Genomic DNA, 18,232 nt, shown 5'->3' on the forward strand with positions numbered 1-18,232 from the left:
CGCTGCGCCACCTCCCGTCACGCCGACTGCGTCTCGCACGGTCGCGTCTCCGGCCTAACAGCCGCTCGTCCCGCATCCCGCATGGACGCGTCCCCCGCTGGCTGCCTACGCCTGCGGCGCAGCTTCGCTCACGCCGACGCCGGCTTCTCCGCGCATCCGCTGCTTGAACTCCTTCGGCGAGCAGTGATTGTGCCGCTTGAACAGCTTGTAGAACTGGGCCATGTTGGGGATGCCGACCTCAAAGCCGACCTCGACGATGCTCAGATCGCGCGTCAGCAGCAGGCGCTCGGCTTTTTTCACGCGCTTGTAGTTGACGTAATCGACGAAGGAGAGGCCCATCACCTTCTTGAAATACTTGATGAAATAGTGGTAGCTCAGGTTCAGCAGCCCGCACATGTCCTCCACGGCGATTTTCTCGCTCAGATGCCGATCGACGTAATCGAGCGCCGGGCGGAGCCGGGTCAGCTCGCTGTCCTCCGCGCCGCCAAGCACGCCCTCCGTATCGCTGCGCATGAGCAGCAGCATCAGCCGCTTGATCGAAGCGCTGATGGCCAGCTCGTAGCCGCGCATCCGGCTTTGGGACTCCTCGAAGATGTCCATGATGAGCGCGTGCGCTTCCCGCCGTGCTGCGTCATTATCGCGGAAAATATAATTTAGCTTCCACAGCGGCTGCGTCAGCTCCGAGAAGCAGTGCAGGTAAGGCATCGTGCTCTGGTCGAAATGCTGGGACAAATCGACCTGAAACACAATATAGCGGAGCCTCCCCGGATCGAGCTTAGCTGTCCGGTGGAGCTGCGAGGACCCGAGCACGATCAGATCGCCGGGACCGATGACGGTATACTCGTGCTTCGTCTGGATGCCGAGCCGCCCCTCGATGATGGCTAGAAATTCCACTTCCTTGTGGTAATGCCACCGGCATTTCTCCGAGAGGCCGTGGTAGGGCGAATCCGAGTAAATTTCCCATATTTTTAAGAACAGCAGCGGGTTCTGGTAAATAACCTCCTCCTCGCTGGCCGTTTCCATTGGCATTTCGACGACGGTTTTCATAAGTGCGCCGGCGCACCTCGCTTCTATGTGTACAATAGGCGGTAAGCCATTTTTGAATAGATCGGTCTATAGTCTCTCTAGGCATATTTCGCAATTCAGTATATCACGAAACGGGAAGCGATGGCAGTTTTGCATACAGACGAAACAGGATTGGGAATATCTTTTTGCAAAGGGATTCACTATACTGTAAGAAAAGCTTCCAATTCCACTGTGGAGGGACTCTCATGAGCCAAAAACTGCGCGTTACCGTATGGAACGAATTCCGTCATGAAAAAGAAAGCGAGATCGTGCGTTCCGTATATCCGAACGGCATTCACACGGCAATCGGCGAAGGGCTGGGCGCGGACTTCGAAGTCGCCTACGCGACGCTGGACGAGACAGAGCATGGATTGACCGAAGAGAAGCTGAACAACACCGACGTGCTGATCTGGTGGGGGCATAAAGCCCATGGCGACGTTCAGGACGAGATCGTAGAGCGCGTGCATCAGCGCGTCCTGCACGGTATGGGGTTGATCGTGCTGCATTCGGGACATTTTTCGAAAATTTTCAAGAAGCTTATGGGCACCGGCTGCGACCTCAAATGGCGCGAAGCCGACGAGAAAGAGCGCATCTGGGTCGTATCCCCAGGCCATCCGATCGTCGAAGGCATCGGCGAATATATCGAGCTGCCGGCCGAGGAAATGTACGGCGAGCATTTTGACATCCCGCAGCCGGACGAGCTGATTATGGTCAGCTGGTTCGAGGGCGGCGAGGTGTTCCGCAGCGGCTGCACGTTCCAGCGCGGCCAAGGCAAAATCTTCTACTTCCGTCCGGGTCACGAAACGTACCCGACCTATTACAACGAGCAGGTGCGCCGCGTCATCCGCAACGCCGCCCAATGGGCCGCGCCGACGACGCGCGAATACCCGAAATACGGCAACCACAAGCCGCTTGAAGCGATTAAAGGGAAAGCGAACGCATAATTCTCCATCGCATAGCCATAAGAAAGACCGCCGTGAAAAATGCTGGTTTCCAGCCGTCGCAGCGGTCTTTTTGTCGCATCCATATCCTTCCATGCGGCGTGAGGCGAATCGCTTTTTTTGGACGACGGCAGTAATTTTAGCAGAGGTTTGAACGCAAACCGTGACGTCCTTGTGTCGGTCCTTGTACATACCCGCCGGTCGTCCATCGTAACTTGTCCGAGTAACCATTCCCGCTTGCCGTCGCCTCTCCCTGCTCGTCCTCGTCATCAGCCCACGCTTGACTCACTCATCCTCATTCGCATACGCTTAGGCGCATCCTTATCCTCACCCTTATCCGACTTCGCTCGGCTCATCCGCGTCCGCCTCGTTATTCCGCCGTCTGTCTCTCGCTATTACCGCCTTCTCTTGCTCTCCTGCTTTCGAACACCTCCTGAGCGACCGTGAAAATCGCGTTCAGCGCGACCGGGAACCCGGCATAAATGATCATCTGCAGGATCGTTTCCACAATCTCTTCTTCGGTCCAACCGACGTTAAGCGCTCCGTTGATATAAAACCGCAATTGCTGCGTGTTCCCCAGCGCCGTCAAGCCCGCGACGGAGGCAAGCAAGCGGGACTTCAAGTCAAGTCCGGGACGGGAAAACAGCTGTCCGTAATTGAATTCGACGGCAAGCCTTCCCAGATCGGGGGCAGGGGAGTGCTTGAAGCTGTCGACAATAGCCTGATAATTTTCTTTATCGATTTGGGCCAAAATATCCAAGCCCTTTTGGTACGTTTGGCCCCGGCGCAAGGCCAAAGGACTACGGCGCGAAGAGCTGGCCCAACTGGCCGGGGTAGGCTTGACGTGGTATACGTGGCTGGAGCAGGGCAGAGACATCCATGTGTCGGCCGAAGTATTGGAAAGCCTCGCACAGGTGTTTCGTTTGAGCGTGGAGGAGCGGAACCACCTGTTTCTGCTGGCGCATCAGCAGCTGCCGCCGGCCCAAGCCGCCATATCCCGCAAAGACAAAGCGCATCCCGTGCTGCAAAATTTCATGGACCATTTTGCCGATTGCCCGGCTTACGTCACCGACCACCGCTGGGACGTCATCGCTTGGAATCAAGCGGCCTGCGTAGTGTTTGGCGATTTTAACCGGATGAACGATAAAGAGGGGAACGCGATCTGGCGCTGCTTTGCTTCGCCCGCGTACCGGGCGCTGCTGGCGGATTGGGAAGACCATGCGCAGCGGCTGCTGGCGCAATTCCGCTCGACCTGCAGCCGGTTCGTCGGCGAACCGTGGTTCAAAGCATTGGTTGAGGAACTGACGGAGCTTAGTCCGGAATTCCGCACATGGTAGCCGAGACACGACATCTTCGGCACGCGGATCGGAAAAAAGGAAATGCGGCACCCCAAGGCGGGTACGCTGATCATGGAGCATATGACGTTCCAGCTTTACGACGATCCGGATCTGAAGCTGACGCTGTATCGTCCGCTCCCCGACGAGGAGACCGACCGCAAGCTGGCCGGGCTGCTCCAAAACGAGGCGGCGAAGGGCCGTCCCGGCACGACCGGACCGGTATGACCAACCCGTGGCGGCCGCGGCTGGCATGACCCCCGTCGAATGAACCCAAGCCATCCAACTAAAGCCCGAAACGGCATGCGTAAGCATGAACCGCGTCGGGCTTTTTACATATCCGCCTCCTCAACAGCAATCCCCATCATAACTAAGCAAGATCTGTTAAATGATCAGCAAGATTCGCAATATGTGGTGCAAATTTTGTATGGTAACATGGAAAATAAAGCGTTAACATTGAAAATTTTTGAATTACATGCCGATGTAATGAACAAATCTTGCGGTACGGGAGGGATGGTGATTTGACCGTTCATACGCATATTCCCACCAATACGGCATTAAACAGCGAACGGATCTATATCCGCTACCGAATGGACGACTGGCAGGAAAGCTGGCCGCTGCACACGCATGACGGGTATGAGATGTACTTTTTTATTCAGGGCATCGCCAATTATATTATCGGCGACGACATCTACCAGTTGCAGCCGGGCGATATGCTGCTGTTCAAAGGGGAAGTGCTGCACCGGGTGAATCCGTCGGTGGAAGTTCCCTATGTACGCAGCTACGTGAACTTCACGGCCGATTATTTACAGGATTTGCTGTCCGGAGATATGCTGCACAAGCTGCTGCAGCTGTTCGAGAAGCCGAGCGGACTACTGATCCGCTGGAACGAAACGGAGCTGGCCGAGGTGGATGCCGCATTCAAAGGGGTGTATCAGGAACGCGAGAAGGAGACGTTCGGATACGAGTTCATGATGCCAAGCTTGCTCGCGCAGCTGCTGCTCCGGGCGTACCGCAAATCGAAGGAGATGTACGGGACGTTTCCTGCGCCCGCGCTGTCGCAGAAGGAAGCGAACGTCAGGCGCATCCTGCTTTATTTGAACCAGAACTTTAAGGAAGAAGTGAAGCTGGAGCGGCTCTCGGCCGTCATGCATCTCAATAAATATTACATGTGCCACTGCTTTAAGGAGATTACAGGATTTACAATCAACAGCTACTTGGCGCGCAAACGGATCGACGAGGCAAAGAAGCTGCTTCGCACCGGCGACGTGCCGGTCGGACGTCTGGCCGAGCAACTGGGGTTCGGCGGCGCGGTTCATTTCAGCCGATTATTCAAGCAGCATGTCGGCGTATCGCCGCAAATGTACCGCAAGATGAATCAGGAAAGCTGACGTGAGGCCGGGAAAAGTGTCCCGAAAGCCCTGTCTCCGGTCTGAGCTGCCACCATACAGCGTCACAAGACACGTGCCGGGAGAGGCTCGCACTATTGCACCGCTTTTCCGCTTGCGATCTTCATATTGCTGTCTTCCCATCCAAAAATCCGGCGATTTGACAGTTAGACAAGTTCATCCGACTAAACCATCGAAAGGGAGTTGTCCGCAATGCAGCGTACTTTGAAACCGGCTTCACTGCTTTTTCTCAGTTTGATCCTCGGTGTTACCGTCACCGCGTGCGGCGGGTCGAGCGGCAAAGAAACCGGGGGAGCCCCGGCCGGAGGCGAGACGAAGAAAGACGTCACTCTGGATTTCGTATGGTTCACCGACGGAATCGAAGGCGATGTCATGAAGGGGCTGATCAAGGAATACCAGGACAAAAATCCGCACGTCAAAATCAATCTGATCGAAGCCGCTTTCAAAGATTTGAATACGAAGCTGAAGACGATGATCGCCGGCGGACAGCCGCCCGCTTTGGCCCGGATGACGGACACCGGAGCTTACGCGAGGCAGGCGCTCGATCTGACGCTGTATGTCGGCTCGGCCGACCAGTTCACGGGGCAGTTCGTCGATTCGATCAAGCCGTATTACGTGACCGACAAGAAGATCATCGCCGCGCCTATGGACTTGACCGCCAACGGCATCCTGTACAACAAGACGCTGTTCGACAAAGCCGGTGTCAAGGTGCCGACCGATCCGAACAACGTCTGGACTTGGGACGAATTCGCGGCTGCGCTCAAGCAGGTCATGGACAAAGGCGGCGCCAAATACGGCCTCGTCTGGGACTTCACGCCGCACCGCTGGTCGACGCTGCTGTACCAATTCGGCGGCAGCATGATCAGCGCCGACGGGAAGAAAGCGGCGATCAACAACCCGGAGGGCGTACAGGCGCTCGATTACTTCAAGAAGCTGCACAAGGACGGCATCATTCCCGAATCCGTCTGGCTCGGCAGCGAGAATCCGAACAACCTGTTCCGCTCCGGCACCGTCGCCGCGCATCTGGCGGGCAACTGGATGCTCAGCAGCTACAAGGACATTACGAACTTCGAGTGGGGCGTCGCATACATGCCGAAGGCGAAGCAGCGTTCTTCCGTTCCGGGAGGCAAATACTTGATGGCGTTCCAGGGCAGCAAGGTCGAGAAGGAAGCGGCTGCGTTTATCCAATGGGCGACCTCCAAGGAGATCAACTCGAAATATAACAAAGACTCGCTCTTCATCAGCTCGCGCAAAGACAGCGCGAAGCTCGATTATGCGTTCGGCAAAGAAATGTTCGAGGTATTCGCGAATGAGCTGAGCGCTACGACGCCGCTTGCGGCAAACGATTGGTCGCGCCAAACGATCGTGCCGAAGTTCTCCAACGACTTGAAAAACAACATCGTCAAAGTATTGGCCGGCAAAAGCACATCCAAAGATGCCCTCGACGAAACAGCGAAGCTGATCGAAAAGGCGATTCAAGAGGAAAGCAAATAAGACATCGGCGCCGGACGGCATCCTCCGGAGGGAGAAAGGGGAGAAGCAGCATGTCACCATCCATGGCGCGCAAAGGAAAAAGCAGCGGTTCGGTATGGGCCGGCGGCAAATGGAAGCGGATCGTCGCGCCGTATTTGTTCGTTTTGCCGAACTTCGCCATTTTCACGACCTTCATCGTCATTCCCGCCATCGTGGGCTTCGTCTACTCGTTTCATAAGTACGACGGGTTGAACGAGATGGAATTTCTGGGCTTGCAAAATTACATGGACATTTTCGCCAACGACGAGTTCTGGGAGACGTTCGGCCGCACGGCCGTCTATGTGGCGATTGCCGTGCCGCTGCTGTATGCCGCCTCGCTGGGCATCGCCATGCTGCTGATTCGGGAGGTGCGGGCCAAAGGCTTTTTCCGCGCCGTCTTTTATTGGCCGACGATGATTGCTTTCATTATCGTCGGCCTGACGTGGAAATGGATTTTCGGCGACAGCTTCGGCATCTTGAACTATGTGCTGGAGCTTGCGGGCGCGCATCCGGTGAAGTGGCTGACCGATCCGTTCTACGCCAATTTGTCGGTCATCGTCGCCACGGTCTGGTCGCGGACCGGCTTCTATATGGTCATCTTCATCGCGGGGCTGCAGGCAATTCCCGCCGATATGTACGAAGCCGCCAGGCTGGACGGCGCTTCGCGCTGGCGCACGTTCCTCAGCATCACGCTGCCCCTGCTCAAACCGACAAGCGTGCTGGTGCTGATGCTTTCGGTCATCGAAACGGTCAAAATGTTCCCGCTCATGTATTCCCTCACCGGCGGCGGTCCGGGGAAAGAAACGACGTTTATCGTCCAATACATTTACGAAACCGGCTTCAGCAAGCAGGAGCTCGGGCTGGCGAGCGCGATGTCGGTCATTCTGTTCGTCATTATCGCGGCCTTTACGGCGCTGCAATTCCGATTGACGAAAGGAGGAGCGGTCTGATGCGGGCCATGAAATGGAGCATTTACGCCCTGCTTGTCATCCTGGCAGTCGTCTGGCTGTTTCCGGTCGTCTGGGTCGTCCTGTCTTCGTTCAAAAACAAAACCGAGCTGTACAGCTTCCCGCCGACGCTCTGGCCGTCGGAATTTACACTGGAGCATTTCCGCACGGCGTTCGATAAAGGGCGATTCGGCACGTATTTCTGGAACAGCACGCTGGTCACCGTCAGCTCCACGCTGCTGCTCATCGTCGTGAATACGATGGCGGGGTTCGCTTTGGCGAAGTACCGGTTCAAGGGCGATACGATTCTGCTCGTTGGGTTCATCTCGACGCTTATGATTCCGCTGGAAGTGATCATGACGCCGATTTTCCGGGTCATCGCATCGCTTGGCTTATATAACAATCTGCTCGGGATCATCATTCCGCCGGCCGCGACGCCGACCGGGGTGTTTCTTGTCCGTCAATATTTGCTTACCGTGCCCGACGAGCTGCTGGAAGCGGCGCGGATGGACGGCGCAGGGGAATGGAGCCTATTCACGCGCATCATCCTGCCGATCTGCAAGCCGATTATCGCCGTGCTGGCTATTTTCTCGTTCATGTGGCGCTGGGACGATTTCCTATGGCCGCTGATCGTTATCAGCGATCCGGGCAAGTATACGATTCAGCTCGCGCTGTCCAATTTTATCGGCGAATACAATGTGGATTGGGGCAGCCTGCTTGCGATGTCCACGATCACCATGCTTCCGGTGCTGCTCGTCTTTCTGGCGTTCCAGCGCTACTTTGTGCAGGGTATGGTCACTTCAGGGATGAAAGGATGACGTTGGGGTTGGCCGGTTGCAGAGCGGACCCGTTTGTTCGATAATAAAGCGATAAAGCTTTTTGCCATGTATTGGAGTGAATTGAATGATCGAGCCGCAGCAACAAATTGACCGCAAAGCCATCGTCGTCTGGAGATGGAGCGGATTCATCGCTTCGGCGGTTTCCGCCCTGCTGGCCGCCGCCGTATTTTATCTCGCGCATCGTTTTCATTGGCCCGGGTGGATTCCCGTTGTGCTTGCGGCAGGCGTGCTGGCGGAAATCGTCTTGACGGTTCTTGTCATGCCTGAGCTGCGCTGGAAACGGTGGCGTTACGAGGTGCGGGAAGACGAAATTATGCTGCAGCAAGGGGTCATGTTCGTCAAGCGAACGCTCATTCCGATGGTGCGCATCCAGCACGTCGATACGAATCAAGGTCCGCTGCTGCGGGCCTACGGGCTGGCGGGCATTACGTTCTCCACGGCGGCGGGCAGCCATCAGATTCCCGCGCTGACCAGCGAGACGGCGGAAACGCTGCGCGTACGGATTGCAGAGCTGGCGAAGGTGTCCCATGAAGACCTCTAAGGGAAGGCTCCACCCGTTTGCCGCCATATTAGTCTCACTGCAGATCGTCAAAGGACTCATCGTGCCGCTGATCGTCATTCTGCTGTCCAAGCATTCGCGTTCCGGGTCGGACGGCCCGCTGTATTTTCAGGTTGGTTGGAGCTTGGTCGCGCTGGTGGGCTCTATCGTATGGGGATTATTGTATTGGCGCCGGTTCCGGTACGAAGTGTCGGATGAGCAGCTTAAGGTAACGCAGGGCGTATTCGTGCAAAAAAAGACGTTCATCCCGCTGGAGCGTATCCAGTCCGTCGATGTGACGGAAGGGGTGCTGCACCGCTTGTTCGGGCTGGTCCGCGTCGAGGTGCAGACCGCCGGGGGCCGGAAGCCGGAGGCGGTATTCTCGGCGCTCGCCCGCGGGGACGCCTCACGGCTGCGAAGCATGCTGGAGCCGGGGAAAACGCCCCAGGGTCAAGGGCAGCCCGGGGTCGTACCTACCGGGAGCGAGCCTGCCAAGCTGCGGTTGACCTACAAGCTTCCGGCCGGAAGCTTGTTCATCGCCGCGCTTACCACGGGCGGATTCGGGGTGTCCGTTTCTTTGCTGGCGGCGGCCATGGGCAAGCTCGACGAACTGTTCCCGGATTTCCATGTGTATCGTTACTTATGGAATGCGCTCGATGCGGCGATGATCCCTTTGTTCGCACTGGGCATTTTGCTGGTGGCGTGGATGATCTCGGCGGTCGCGTCCATCTTGAAGTTCGCAAACTTTACGATTACCCGAAAAGAAAACAAGCTGCTCCTGACCCGAGGCTTGCTGGAACGCCGGCAAGTGAGCGTTCCGCTCCGCCGGATTCAGGCGGTCCGCATCGTGGAGGAGCCGCTGTGGCAGCTATTCGGCTATTCAGCGATTTATGCGGAAACCGTCGGCTATGGCGCGCAAAAGGGGGAGAACGCGCATTTATTCCCGCTGCTCCGCAATCGCGAGATCGGTGAATTCGTGAAGCGGATGACGCCTCAGTTCGAGGTTCCGGCTTCGCTGAAGCATCGTGCGCTGCCGCGGCGGGCACTATGGTGCTATGCGCTGCCTGCTCCGCTTGTGCTGGCGCTGGCTGCTATAGCCGCCGGTTTGATTGCCCCGTGGGCTTATGCCGGACTGCTGCTGTGCCCGCCCGTCATGATCTGGCAATGGTGGAGGTACCGGAGCGGAGGCTGGAGCCGGGAAGGCCGGATGCTCGTCTTGCGCTTCCGCCGGTTGGCGAAGACGACCGCGGTCATCCCGCTGTCGCGGGTGCAGTCCGTCAGCGTGGAGATCGGGCCGCTTCAGCGCAGGCTCGGCTTGTCTACCTTGCAGATTGCCGTGGCGTCGGGCGGACGCGGCGCATTTTTCCGTCTGGCGGGCTTGCCGGAGCAGGAAGCGCGGGAGCTGGCGCGCTGGTATATGGACCGGAATAAGCGATAGCCGCGTTAGCCGATAGGCTTTTTCCCGGAAATCGAATGCGCATTGTCACTAGGAGAATGATTCGAAAAACGAACAAGCAGGAGTGAACTGTCCGAATGAGCAGGATCAGACCGAGCGGTCCCCAAGATACCGATTGGTTAGTTGAACTTTGGCTGCAAGAATCCTTGACCGCCCATCCGTTTATCGATGCGGAATATTGGCGGATGAATGCGGAAGAGATGAAGACGAAGTATTTGCCGATGGCGGATACGGTTGTGATCGAGGAAGACGGACACGTCGCAGGGTTTGTTTCCATGGTGGACGATTACCTGGCGGCCTTGTTTATCGACAGCAGGCATCACAAGAAAGGGCTGGGCAAACAACTGCTCGACCATGTAAAACAAGGCCGGACCGCGATCCGGCTGCAGGTGTACCGCGAGAACGAGCGTGCTGTCCGCTTCTATGAGAAGCAAGGCTTCCGCATCGAAGAGGAAATGATCGACGAAGCGACGTCGACGGAAGAATACCGGATGGTATGGATGAGGAATCATAAATAGATTGCTAGGACTCGAAGAAAGCTGCCGTGGGCGGCTTTTTTTCTTTTGTCGGCTTGTGGTCGGATTAGGCTTTCTGTGTCGGATTATATGTCGTCACAAAAATGTAATGAAAATATTTATTGTGTACTATTTGATTATATGTTATACAATATATATAGACGTTGCAAAACCAACAGCAAGCTTGGGAGGGGTACCGGAATGACAGGAACGATTGGCGTAAGCGGGATGGGAAGAATCGGCAGATTGCTGGTTCGCCGCGCTTTTGATACGGATGAGAACGGGATGGGCCTGCAAGCGATTAATTCACTATACCCAGCGGGCACGATTGCCCATTTGCTCAAATATGACACCATACATGGAACATGGAAAGCCGATATCCGCGAGGAAGGAAACGATCTGATCATTAACGGCAAGCGCATCCGCATTGTATTCGAGCGCGACCCGGCGGCCATTTCGTGGAAAGACCTCGGCGTGGATCTCGCCATCGACGCGACAGGCAAGTTCAACGACCGGGAAGGCGCTTCGCGGCACCTGACGGCGGGCGCAAGCAAGGTGCTGATTACGGCGCCGGGCAAGCGCATGGACTTGACGGTCGTCATGGGCGTCAACGACGATCGTTACAACGCCAAGGAGCACACGCTGCTGTCCGCCGCGTCCTGCACGACGAACTGCGTCGCTCCCGTACTGCATGTGTTGGATCAGGCGTTTCAAGTGAAGAACGGCTGGATGACGACCGTTCATTCATACACGAACGACCAGAAGCACATGGACAATCCGCATTCCGATTTGCGCCGCGCGCGCGCCTGCACGCAGTCGATCATTCCGACGAGCACGGGCGTAGGCAAAGCGCTCATCGACGTGCTGCCGCATCTTGCGCCACACGTGAACGGCATCTCGGTCCGCGTCCCGACGCCGGACGTCTCGCTGGTCGACCTCACCGTACAGGTGAAGCGGCCGGTTCAGCTGGAGGAAGTGCAGTCGGCGTTCCGCCAAGCTGCGGAAGGCCCGATGGCCCGCTATTTGGGCTACAGCAACGAGCCGCTCGTCTCTTCGGATTTTATCGGCTGCGATCAATCGGCGGTCATTGACGGCCAGTCGCTGATGGTGGCTGGGGATCAGATCAAAGTGCTGGCTTGGTACGATAACGAATGGGCGTATGCGAGCCGGGTAATGGATTTGGCGAAAATTGTTTCCGAAACCATGAAAAAGGAGAGCGATGAAGCGTGGAAAGAAGCCGTCGTGTAATGGAGAAGGAAGTGCACCTCGGAACGATTCTGTGCAAGCATTGCCATCAAGTCATCGGTACGCAGGATACGCGGAAGGTTACGGTCTATTACAGCGAATGCAGTCATGAGCACTGCTTGGACGGCCGGGGACGTTCCCTGGGAGCGGACGGGTCCGCTGTCGCCTCGGCCGGACCGCACACCGTCTTCGAAGCTTGACGCGCCTGTTCGATATAAACAGCCAGATCATATAGCAGCATGAGAAAAAAAGCCGGACCGGCCCTGCGACGAGCTTACAGCGTCGCGGGAGCCTGCCGGCTTTTTGCGGTTCGAGTTCATGCTGTGATGCGCTGGACTAAGGCTTACCAGCCGCGGGTATATTGCTTGGGCGGCGTGAGCTCCGCGCGCAACTGCTTGGCGGCGGTGCGGGCCCAGAACGGATCGCGCAGCAGCTCGCGGCCGAGGAAGATCAGGTCGGCGCGGCCGTTCTGCAAAATCTCCTCCGCCTGCTCGGCCTGCGTAATCAAGCCGACGGCTCCGGTCGGCACGTCCGCGCTGCGGCGGATCTGCTCGGCAAACGGAACCTGGTAACCCGGGTACACCTTCGGTGGACCGCCCACGACGGCGCCGGAGCTGACGTCGATCAAGTCGACGCCTTGCGCTTTCATCAAGCGGGCGTAGTAGACGTAGTCTTCCGGCGTGAGGCCATCCGGATGGTAATCGTGCGCGGAGATGCGGACAAGCAGCGGTCCGTCCCACACGGTCTTGACGCTGTCGATGATCTCGCGCAGGAACCGGTAGCGGCCGTCGCGGTCTCCGCCGTATTCGTCCTCGCGGCGGTTCGACAGCGGCGACAGGAACTCGTTGATCAGGTAGCCGTGCGCGGCATGGATCTCCACGACGTCGAAGTCCGCTTCCTTCGCCCGCGCCGAGGCAGCCTTGAACGCTTCGACGGTCTCGGCGATCTGCTGCGCGGTCATCGCTTCCGGCGTTTTCGACTTGTCGTCGAACGGAATCGCCGACGGTGCCAGAATCGGCCCGTCCAGCACGGCCTTGCGCCCGGCATGGGCCAGCTGAATGCCGATATGGGAGCCTTGTCCGTGCACGAGCCCCGTCAGCTCGCGCAGGCCCGGTACCTGATCGTCGCTCCAAATGCCAAGGTCGTAAGACGAGATGCGCCCCTGAGGCGTGACGGCCGACGCTTCCACGATGATGAGTCCGACTTGGCCGACGGCGCGGGCCGGGTAATGGATTTTGTGCCAGTCTGTGACGCGGCCCGTTTCGTCGAAGCAGGAGTACATACACATTGGCGACATGACAATCCGGTTTTTGAGCGTCAGCTTTTGCAGCGGGTAAGAAGTGAACAGCATGCTTTTTCCACATCCTTTGCATTTTTTATCTATACTATGGTTAGCTGGTTACATGATGTATACTACTTATCTTAGTTTAGCAGTAATTCGGCCGGATGGCAAAAGGTTGTGCGAAAGCTTCGAGAAGTATGCGGGGGGCTGCAAAGCCTATGCTGAATCTGTACGGATTTGCGGCGCGGCGCAGGCACAAGCCAAAAACCGGCTGCGCCCAAACCGTATCCAACGGCAGGCACAGCCGGTTTTGATTGTTTTCAAGCCTAGCGGCCAGAATGGTAATGCGGCCGGGCGGCTATTTGCGCGACCGTCTGCGGCCTTGCGTCGGTCCCCGGCGTCTGCGTCGTCTCCTGCCGGTGGAGGATCGGTTGCCCCCGCTCTTGGAGGCGGCCGTATCTTTTTTGCCGAAGGAATTGAACAGTACCTTCAGCATCGGGGCGAATTGTTGAACGCTCTGCACCATTTTTTGCATTTTGTTGAAGGTCTCGACGATGCCTTCCACACCGCCGAGCTTGTCGATGACGGCCTTGACCTGCTCGACGTTAAAGCCTCCGCCGCCTCCCGCCGTGCCCGTTGCACCGCCGCCACCTCCGAACAGCGAGGAGAGAAAACCGCCGCCCTCCTGCTCGGCCGCCGGATGCAAGGCCAGCGGGTTGCCGCCGCCGAATTCTCCGAAATCCCCATAAGGATTACCCGCGCCCAGACCTGCGGCAGGCGTAAGACTGCGCGTAAATACTTGCTGCTGGCCTGGAGCATACACCTGAGGCGAGGCATGCGGATGCGCGTACGTGACGGCACGCGGATAGGGCGTCATGCCTCGGTTGCCAATCATTTGTCTTGGATAGCTCATCGTTTCACAACCCTTTTATTCATAGTAATGTCGCAAAGTTCACCTTGTCGCACTTTCCTCTATAGGCGGTTTCCTAGTATACTGTATGTGGTGGGCGAATGGTTGGATTGGACTCCTGTCACGATTTTTATGATTTTTGCCCAGTTTCGGTTTAGTTCGTCACCGCATAAAAATAGCAACGTTTTGCTAACTTAAAGGGAGGATTTCACTCCCAGATGTCGAAATAGGTTAAGGAATTGGGAATTCATCGATCTTAGCAGACCATCAAGGGGTTGAAAATTCGTAATGCAGCTGAAAAAGTTGAATGATAAAGCGATCGACCAGTTATTCGAGGCGATCCTGACACTCAAGGATATAGAGGAATGCTATGTGTTTTTTGACGACTTGTGCACGGTGAACGAAATCCAGTCGCTGTCGCAGCGGCTTGAGGTCGCCCGCATGCTGCGCAAGGGCAACACCTACAACCAGATTGAAGCGGAGACCGGCGCCAGCACGGCTACGATCTCACGTGTCAAACGGTGCTTGAACTACGGGAACGACGGCTACAAAATGACGCTGGAGCGCCTGGGAAGGTAGAGCGAACATTACCTCTTACCGCGTCCGGACTCGATTACAACGGAGCACTCGAACAAATCCTTCTCGCCGGGCCGGTGGAGTGGGATTTTTCGTGTTCGTGCGGCTGGAAGCCATCGCTGCGGGACACGATCTTTTTCACCCGGGAGGGATACGGTGTGGTAAAATACGGTATATTAGTGATAAGTCACGGGTCCCGGAGCGAGTCGTGGGTCCGCTTGGTGGACGAGGCGATCGGCGCCGTACGGCTCCCCGCGGAAGTACCGGTCTTTTCCTCCTTTCTGGAAATTGTGGAAGGACGCCTGATCCAGGACGGCATCACGCACTTGGAGTCGCTCGGCGTTACGAATATCGTCGTCGTTCCGCTCTTCGTCTCGTCCGGCAGCACGCATATCGACGAGATCGCTTATGCGCTGGGCGCCAAGAAAGCGCCGCAGCTGCCGACGGACATGAAGCCGTTCGCTATTCGGGCACGTATTCACTTGACAACGCCGATCGACGACGATCCGGTGATCGCCGAGATCGTCTATGCCAAAATCAAAGCGCTGTCAACATACCCGGAACGCGAAAACGTGCTGCTCGTCGGCCACGGGAGCATCGAGAACGGCTTCCATCAGCGGTGGCGGCGGGGACTGGAGCGGCTGGCGGAGCGCCTGAAACGGCTCGGCGGCTTCGACGAAGCGGCTTCGGCGATGCTGCTGCCCAACCAGATTCTGGAGCGGATGGAGCACTGGCGGATTCGCAAGCCGGGGCATACGGTCATTGTGGCGCCGCTGTTCCTGAGCGAGGGGTATTTTACCGAAGTGGTCATCCCGGAGCGGTTGCAGGGTTATTCGTATCGGTACAACGGAGAGGCGCTGCTGCCGCATCCCGGCATTTCCCGGTGGATCGAGCGGCAGATCAAACCTTTTGTCGATAAGATGCAGGATGGAACGCGAACGCGGATTTAGCAGTTTTTTTGCGGTCAAACGACCCATGGTCAAAAATGCTTTCATACGATTTCTTATATGAACGGGTGAGAGAGAGAATGTCACAGCTAGTCAAACGGGCAAGGCTCATATACAATCCGACCTCCGGCCGGGAGGAAATGAAGAAGCGGCTGCCGGAAATATTGCAGCGGCTGGAACGCGGCGGGCTGGAGACGAGCACGCATGCGACGATTGGGGAAGGCGACGCGACGCTCGCGGCGGCGGAGGCGGTGGAACGGGGGTTCGACATCGTCATCGCGGCCGGAGGCGACGGCACGCTGTACGAGGTGATCAACGGCTTGGCGGAGAAGCCGAACCGGCCGCCGCTCGGGATTTTGCCGCTCGGGACGACGAACGATTTTGCCCGGGCGCTGAACATTCCGCGGAACTGGGAAGGCGCGGTGGACGTCATTCTGCGCCAGCACGCGCGGGTGATCGACGTCGGGAAGGTGAACCAGCGCTACTTCATCAACATCGCCGGCGGCGGATCGCTGACCGAGCTGACCTATGAGGTGCCGAGCAAGCTGAAGACGATGATCGGCCAGATGGCCTACTATATGAAAGGGCTGGAGAAGCTGCCGCGGCTGCGCCCGATCGAGCTGTACATCAAGACGGCGGAGGTGGAGATGCACGAGGAAGTGATGCTCTTCCTCATCTCGAACAGCAACTCCGTCGGCGGCTTCGAGCGTCTGGCGCCGGACGCGTCACTCAGCGACGGTCTGTTCGACGTGCTGATCCTGCGCAAATGCAACCTCGCGGAATTTATCCGCGTCGTGTCGCTGGCGCTGCGCGGCGAGCATTTGTCCGACCCGAACCTGATTTACCTTCAAACGAAGCAAATTCAAGTGACGTCCCCCGACTACGTGCAGGTGAACCTGGACGGGGAGCTGGGCGGCACGCTGCCGTGCATTTTCACGAACCTGCCGCAGCATCTGCACATCTTCATCGACGAGACGGGCCAATCGACGTACAAGTCGCCTCCGATCAACCTGATGAAGCTGCCTTGGAAAACGAGACCCGGAGTGGACGAACATGAACAGGAAGAATAAACGACGCCCGGGCGCGCCCGCTGCCGATCTCAGCGGCCTGCCCGTCGCGAAGAACGAAGAATATATCGCCGACATTGTCGGCTTGGGGCATGACGGAGAAGGGGTAGGCCGTGTGAACGGCTTTACCCTTTTTATTCAGGGCGCCCTGCCCGGCGAAAAAGTACGGGCCAAGGTGCTCAAGGTGAAGAAGCAGTACGGCTACGCCAAGCTGCTGGAGATTATCGAAGCGAGCCCGGATCGCATCGACGCGCCCTGTCCGATCTATAAGCAGTGCGGAGGCTGCCAGCTCCAGCACCTGAGCTACGACGCCCAGCTCCGCTGGAAGCGCCAGCTTGTCGTTGACAATCTGGAGCGGATCGGGAAGCTGCGAGTGGGCGGAGCCAAGGCGGGGAGCGGCGTAGCCGAGATGGAGGCTGTGGCGGATGCAGGCGTGGGAGCTGGGAGCGGTGGCACGATGGCCGAGGGCATTGTGGTGCATCCGACGCTCGGCATGAGCGATCCGTGGCGGTACCGCAACAAGGCGCAGGTGCCGATCGGTCTCGCCGCGGGCGAAGAGGGCGGCTTAATCAGCGGCTTCTACGCGCAGGGCAGCCACCGGATTATCGACATGGAGGCGTGTCTGATCCAGCACGAGAACAACGACGTCGTCGTCGCGGCGGTCAAACGGATCGCCGGCGAGCTCGGCATCCGGCCGTACAACGAGGAGACGGGCAAAGGGCTGCTGCGCCACGTTATCGCCCGCTATGGCTTCAACACGGGCGAGATTATGGTCGTGCTCGTGACGAACGGCCGCGACATTCCTCGCCGCGACGAGTTGGTCGGACTGATCCGCGAGGCGATCCCGGACGTGCGAAGCATCTGTCAGAACGTCAACCGGCATCAGACGAACGTGATCTTCGGCGACGAGACGCGGGTGCTCTGGGGCAGCGAGGTCATCTACGATACGATCGGAGATATCCGCTTCGCGATCTCGGCGCGCTCGTTCTATCAGGTCAATCCGGTTCAGACCGAGGTGCTGTACCGGAAGGCGCTGGACTACGCCGGGCTAAGCGGGGAAGAGACGGTGATCGACGCCTACTGCGGCATCGGCACGATCTCGCTCTTCCTCGCGCAGAAGGCCCGCGAGGTGTACGGCGTCGAGATCGTCCCCGAGGCGATCGAGGACGCGAAGCGCAACGCGCTAGTGAACGACATCCGCAACGTGCGGTTCGAGGTCGGCGGCGCGGAGGTCGTCATCCCCGAGTGGAAGCGGCAGGGCATCACCCCTGACGTGATCGTCGTCGACCCGCCGCGCAAGGGCTGCGACGCTGCGCTGCTGGAGACGATCCTCGCCATGCGGCCGGAGCGCGTGGTGTACGTCTCGTGCAACCCGTCGACGCTGGCGCGCGACCTGCGCGTGCTGGAGGATGGCGGGTACCGCACGGCGGAGGTGCAGCCGGTGGATATGTTTCCGCATACCGTTCACGTAGAATCGGTGGCTTTGCTGGTGAGGAATGGTACAGGTCACTGAGAGTACAGTAGTGGAGCGGGTTTTGGGAGTAGTACAGATTGAATAGAAATGTAAAGCAGAGGCGAAAATATAGTAGAGTTGACTGATTGTTGACGAAATTATTAGATTAATAGGGGGAAGCCTAGCGCTTGAATCG

General features: G+C 57.7%; 19 protein-coding genes and 1 pseudogene. 16 read left to right on the top strand and 4 right to left on the bottom strand.

The features are described 5' to 3' along the window. Positions 1 to 105: 105 nt before the first annotated feature. The gene (locus NI000_RS35245; RefSeq protein WP_253415950.1) at positions 106 to 1,047 is read right to left on the bottom strand and encodes a helix-turn-helix domain-containing protein; all 942 of its coding nucleotides are present in this window, start codon (positions 1,045 to 1,047) and stop codon (positions 106 to 108) included. 224 nt (positions 1,048 to 1,271) lie between these two features. Here NI000_RS35245 and NI000_RS35250 point away from each other — a divergent pair, with 224 nt between their 5' ends. Next, positions 1,272 to 2,009 carry a ThuA domain-containing protein gene (locus NI000_RS35250; RefSeq protein ID WP_253415951.1) on the top strand — a complete coding sequence of 246 codons (738 nt, stop codon included), beginning with the start codon at positions 1,272 to 1,274 and terminating at the stop codon, positions 2,007 to 2,009. A gap of 367 nt (positions 2,010 to 2,376) precedes the next feature. On the opposite strand, the gene NI000_RS35255 is transcribed toward NI000_RS35250, so the two are convergent. Further along, positions 2,377 to 2,796, bottom strand: a complete 420-nt coding sequence (locus NI000_RS35255; protein ID WP_253415982.1) for a carboxymuconolactone decarboxylase family protein — start codon at positions 2,794 to 2,796, stop codon at positions 2,377 to 2,379. Here NI000_RS35255 and NI000_RS35260 point away from each other — a divergent pair. From NI000_RS35260 to NI000_RS35310, 11 genes and pseudogenes are all read left to right on the top strand, one after another. Then, positions 2,759 to 3,568 (top strand): annotated as a pseudogene (locus NI000_RS35260) (helix-turn-helix transcriptional regulator). The gene NI000_RS35255 and the pseudogene NI000_RS35260 sit on opposite strands and share 38 nt — an antisense overlap. A 39-nt stretch (positions 3,569 to 3,607) precedes the next feature. Next, positions 3,608 to 3,865, top strand: a complete 258-nt coding sequence (locus tag NI000_RS35265) for a hypothetical protein (RefSeq protein ID WP_253415952.1) — start codon at positions 3,608 to 3,610, stop codon at positions 3,863 to 3,865. Then, the gene (locus tag NI000_RS35270) at positions 3,862 to 4,731 is read left to right on the top strand and encodes a helix-turn-helix domain-containing protein (RefSeq protein WP_253415953.1); all 870 of its coding nucleotides are present in this window, start codon (positions 3,862 to 3,864) and stop codon (positions 4,729 to 4,731) included. Before NI000_RS35265 ends, NI000_RS35270 begins: the two co-directional genes overlap by 4 nt. A gap of 210 nt (positions 4,732 to 4,941) precedes the next feature. Then, entirely contained in the window at positions 4,942 to 6,243 is a 1,302-nt protein-coding gene (locus NI000_RS35275; RefSeq protein ID WP_253415954.1) for an ABC transporter substrate-binding protein, read from the top strand. Between the two features lie 50 nt (positions 6,244 to 6,293). Then, positions 6,294 to 7,211, top strand: coding sequence for a carbohydrate ABC transporter permease (locus NI000_RS35280; RefSeq protein ID WP_253415955.1), 918 nt, complete (start codon positions 6,294 to 6,296; stop codon positions 7,209 to 7,211). Further along, positions 7,211 to 8,026 carry a carbohydrate ABC transporter permease gene (locus tag NI000_RS35285; RefSeq protein ID WP_253415956.1) on the top strand — a complete coding sequence of 272 codons (816 nt, stop codon included), beginning with the start codon at positions 7,211 to 7,213 and terminating at the stop codon, positions 8,024 to 8,026. The genes NI000_RS35280 and NI000_RS35285 overlap by 1 nt, the downstream gene beginning before the upstream one ends. Before the next feature lie 85 nt (positions 8,027 to 8,111). Then, positions 8,112 to 8,588 carry a PH domain-containing protein gene (locus NI000_RS35290; protein ID WP_253415957.1) on the top strand — a complete coding sequence of 159 codons (477 nt, stop codon included), beginning with the start codon at positions 8,112 to 8,114 and terminating at the stop codon, positions 8,586 to 8,588. After that, on the top strand, positions 8,575 to 10,023 hold the full coding sequence (locus NI000_RS35295) for a PH domain-containing protein (protein WP_253415958.1): 1,449 nt from the start codon (positions 8,575 to 8,577) through the stop codon (positions 10,021 to 10,023). Before NI000_RS35290 ends, NI000_RS35295 begins: the two co-directional genes overlap by 14 nt. Before the next feature lie 95 nt (positions 10,024 to 10,118). Continuing rightward, positions 10,119 to 10,559 (top strand): N-acetyltransferase, encoded by a 441-nt coding sequence (locus tag NI000_RS35300; RefSeq protein ID WP_253415959.1) that lies wholly within the window; start codon positions 10,119 to 10,121, stop codon positions 10,557 to 10,559. 198 nt (positions 10,560 to 10,757) lie between these two features. After that, positions 10,758 to 11,804, top strand: a complete 1,047-nt coding sequence (gap, locus tag NI000_RS35305; RefSeq protein WP_253415960.1) for a type I glyceraldehyde-3-phosphate dehydrogenase — start codon at positions 10,758 to 10,760, stop codon at positions 11,802 to 11,804. Beyond that, a complete protein-coding gene (locus NI000_RS35310; protein ID WP_157261678.1) occupies positions 11,783 to 12,001 on the top strand; it encodes a GapA-binding peptide SR1P in 219 nt (72 codons plus the stop codon). Before gap ends, NI000_RS35310 begins: the two co-directional genes overlap by 22 nt. 143 nt (positions 12,002 to 12,144) lie before the next feature. Here the strand turns inward: NI000_RS35310 and namA are convergent, their stop codons facing one another. Next, a complete protein-coding gene (namA, locus tag NI000_RS35315; protein WP_253415961.1) occupies positions 12,145 to 13,152 on the bottom strand; it encodes an NADPH dehydrogenase NamA in 1,008 nt (335 codons plus the stop codon). Between the two features lie 289 nt (positions 13,153 to 13,441). Next, positions 13,442 to 13,996 (bottom strand): hypothetical protein, encoded by a 555-nt coding sequence (locus tag NI000_RS35320; protein ID WP_253415962.1) that lies wholly within the window; start codon positions 13,994 to 13,996, stop codon positions 13,442 to 13,444. Between the two features lie 285 nt (positions 13,997 to 14,281). On the opposite strand from NI000_RS35320, the gene NI000_RS35325 reads away from it, so the two are divergent. The 4 genes from NI000_RS35325 to rlmD all read left to right on the top strand — a co-directional run bounded on the left by NI000_RS35325 (position 14,282) and on the right by rlmD (position 18,096). Continuing rightward, complete coding sequence (locus NI000_RS35325; protein WP_010494821.1) at positions 14,282 to 14,572, top strand: YerC/YecD family TrpR-related protein; 291 nt, start codon at positions 14,282 to 14,284, stop codon at positions 14,570 to 14,572. A 155-nt stretch (positions 14,573 to 14,727) separates the two neighbouring features. Further along, a complete protein-coding gene (locus NI000_RS35330) occupies positions 14,728 to 15,519 on the top strand; it encodes a sirohydrochlorin chelatase (RefSeq protein WP_253415983.1) in 792 nt (263 codons plus the stop codon). 77 nt (positions 15,520 to 15,596) lie between these two features. After that, a complete protein-coding gene (locus NI000_RS35335) occupies positions 15,597 to 16,586 on the top strand; it encodes a diacylglycerol kinase (protein WP_253415963.1) in 990 nt (329 codons plus the stop codon). Further along, the gene (gene rlmD / locus NI000_RS35340; RefSeq protein WP_253415964.1) at positions 16,570 to 18,096 is read left to right on the top strand and encodes a 23S rRNA (uracil(1939)-C(5))-methyltransferase RlmD; all 1,527 of its coding nucleotides are present in this window, start codon (positions 16,570 to 16,572) and stop codon (positions 18,094 to 18,096) included. The genes NI000_RS35335 and rlmD overlap by 17 nt, the downstream gene beginning before the upstream one ends. The last annotated feature ends 136 nt before the right edge of the window (positions 18,097 to 18,232 follow it).

This window comes from Paenibacillus tyrphae, from assembly GCF_024158745.1.
In the GTDB taxonomy this organism is placed as follows: domain Bacteria; phylum Bacillota; class Bacilli; order Paenibacillales; family NBRC-103111; genus Paenibacillus_G; species Paenibacillus_G tyrfis_A.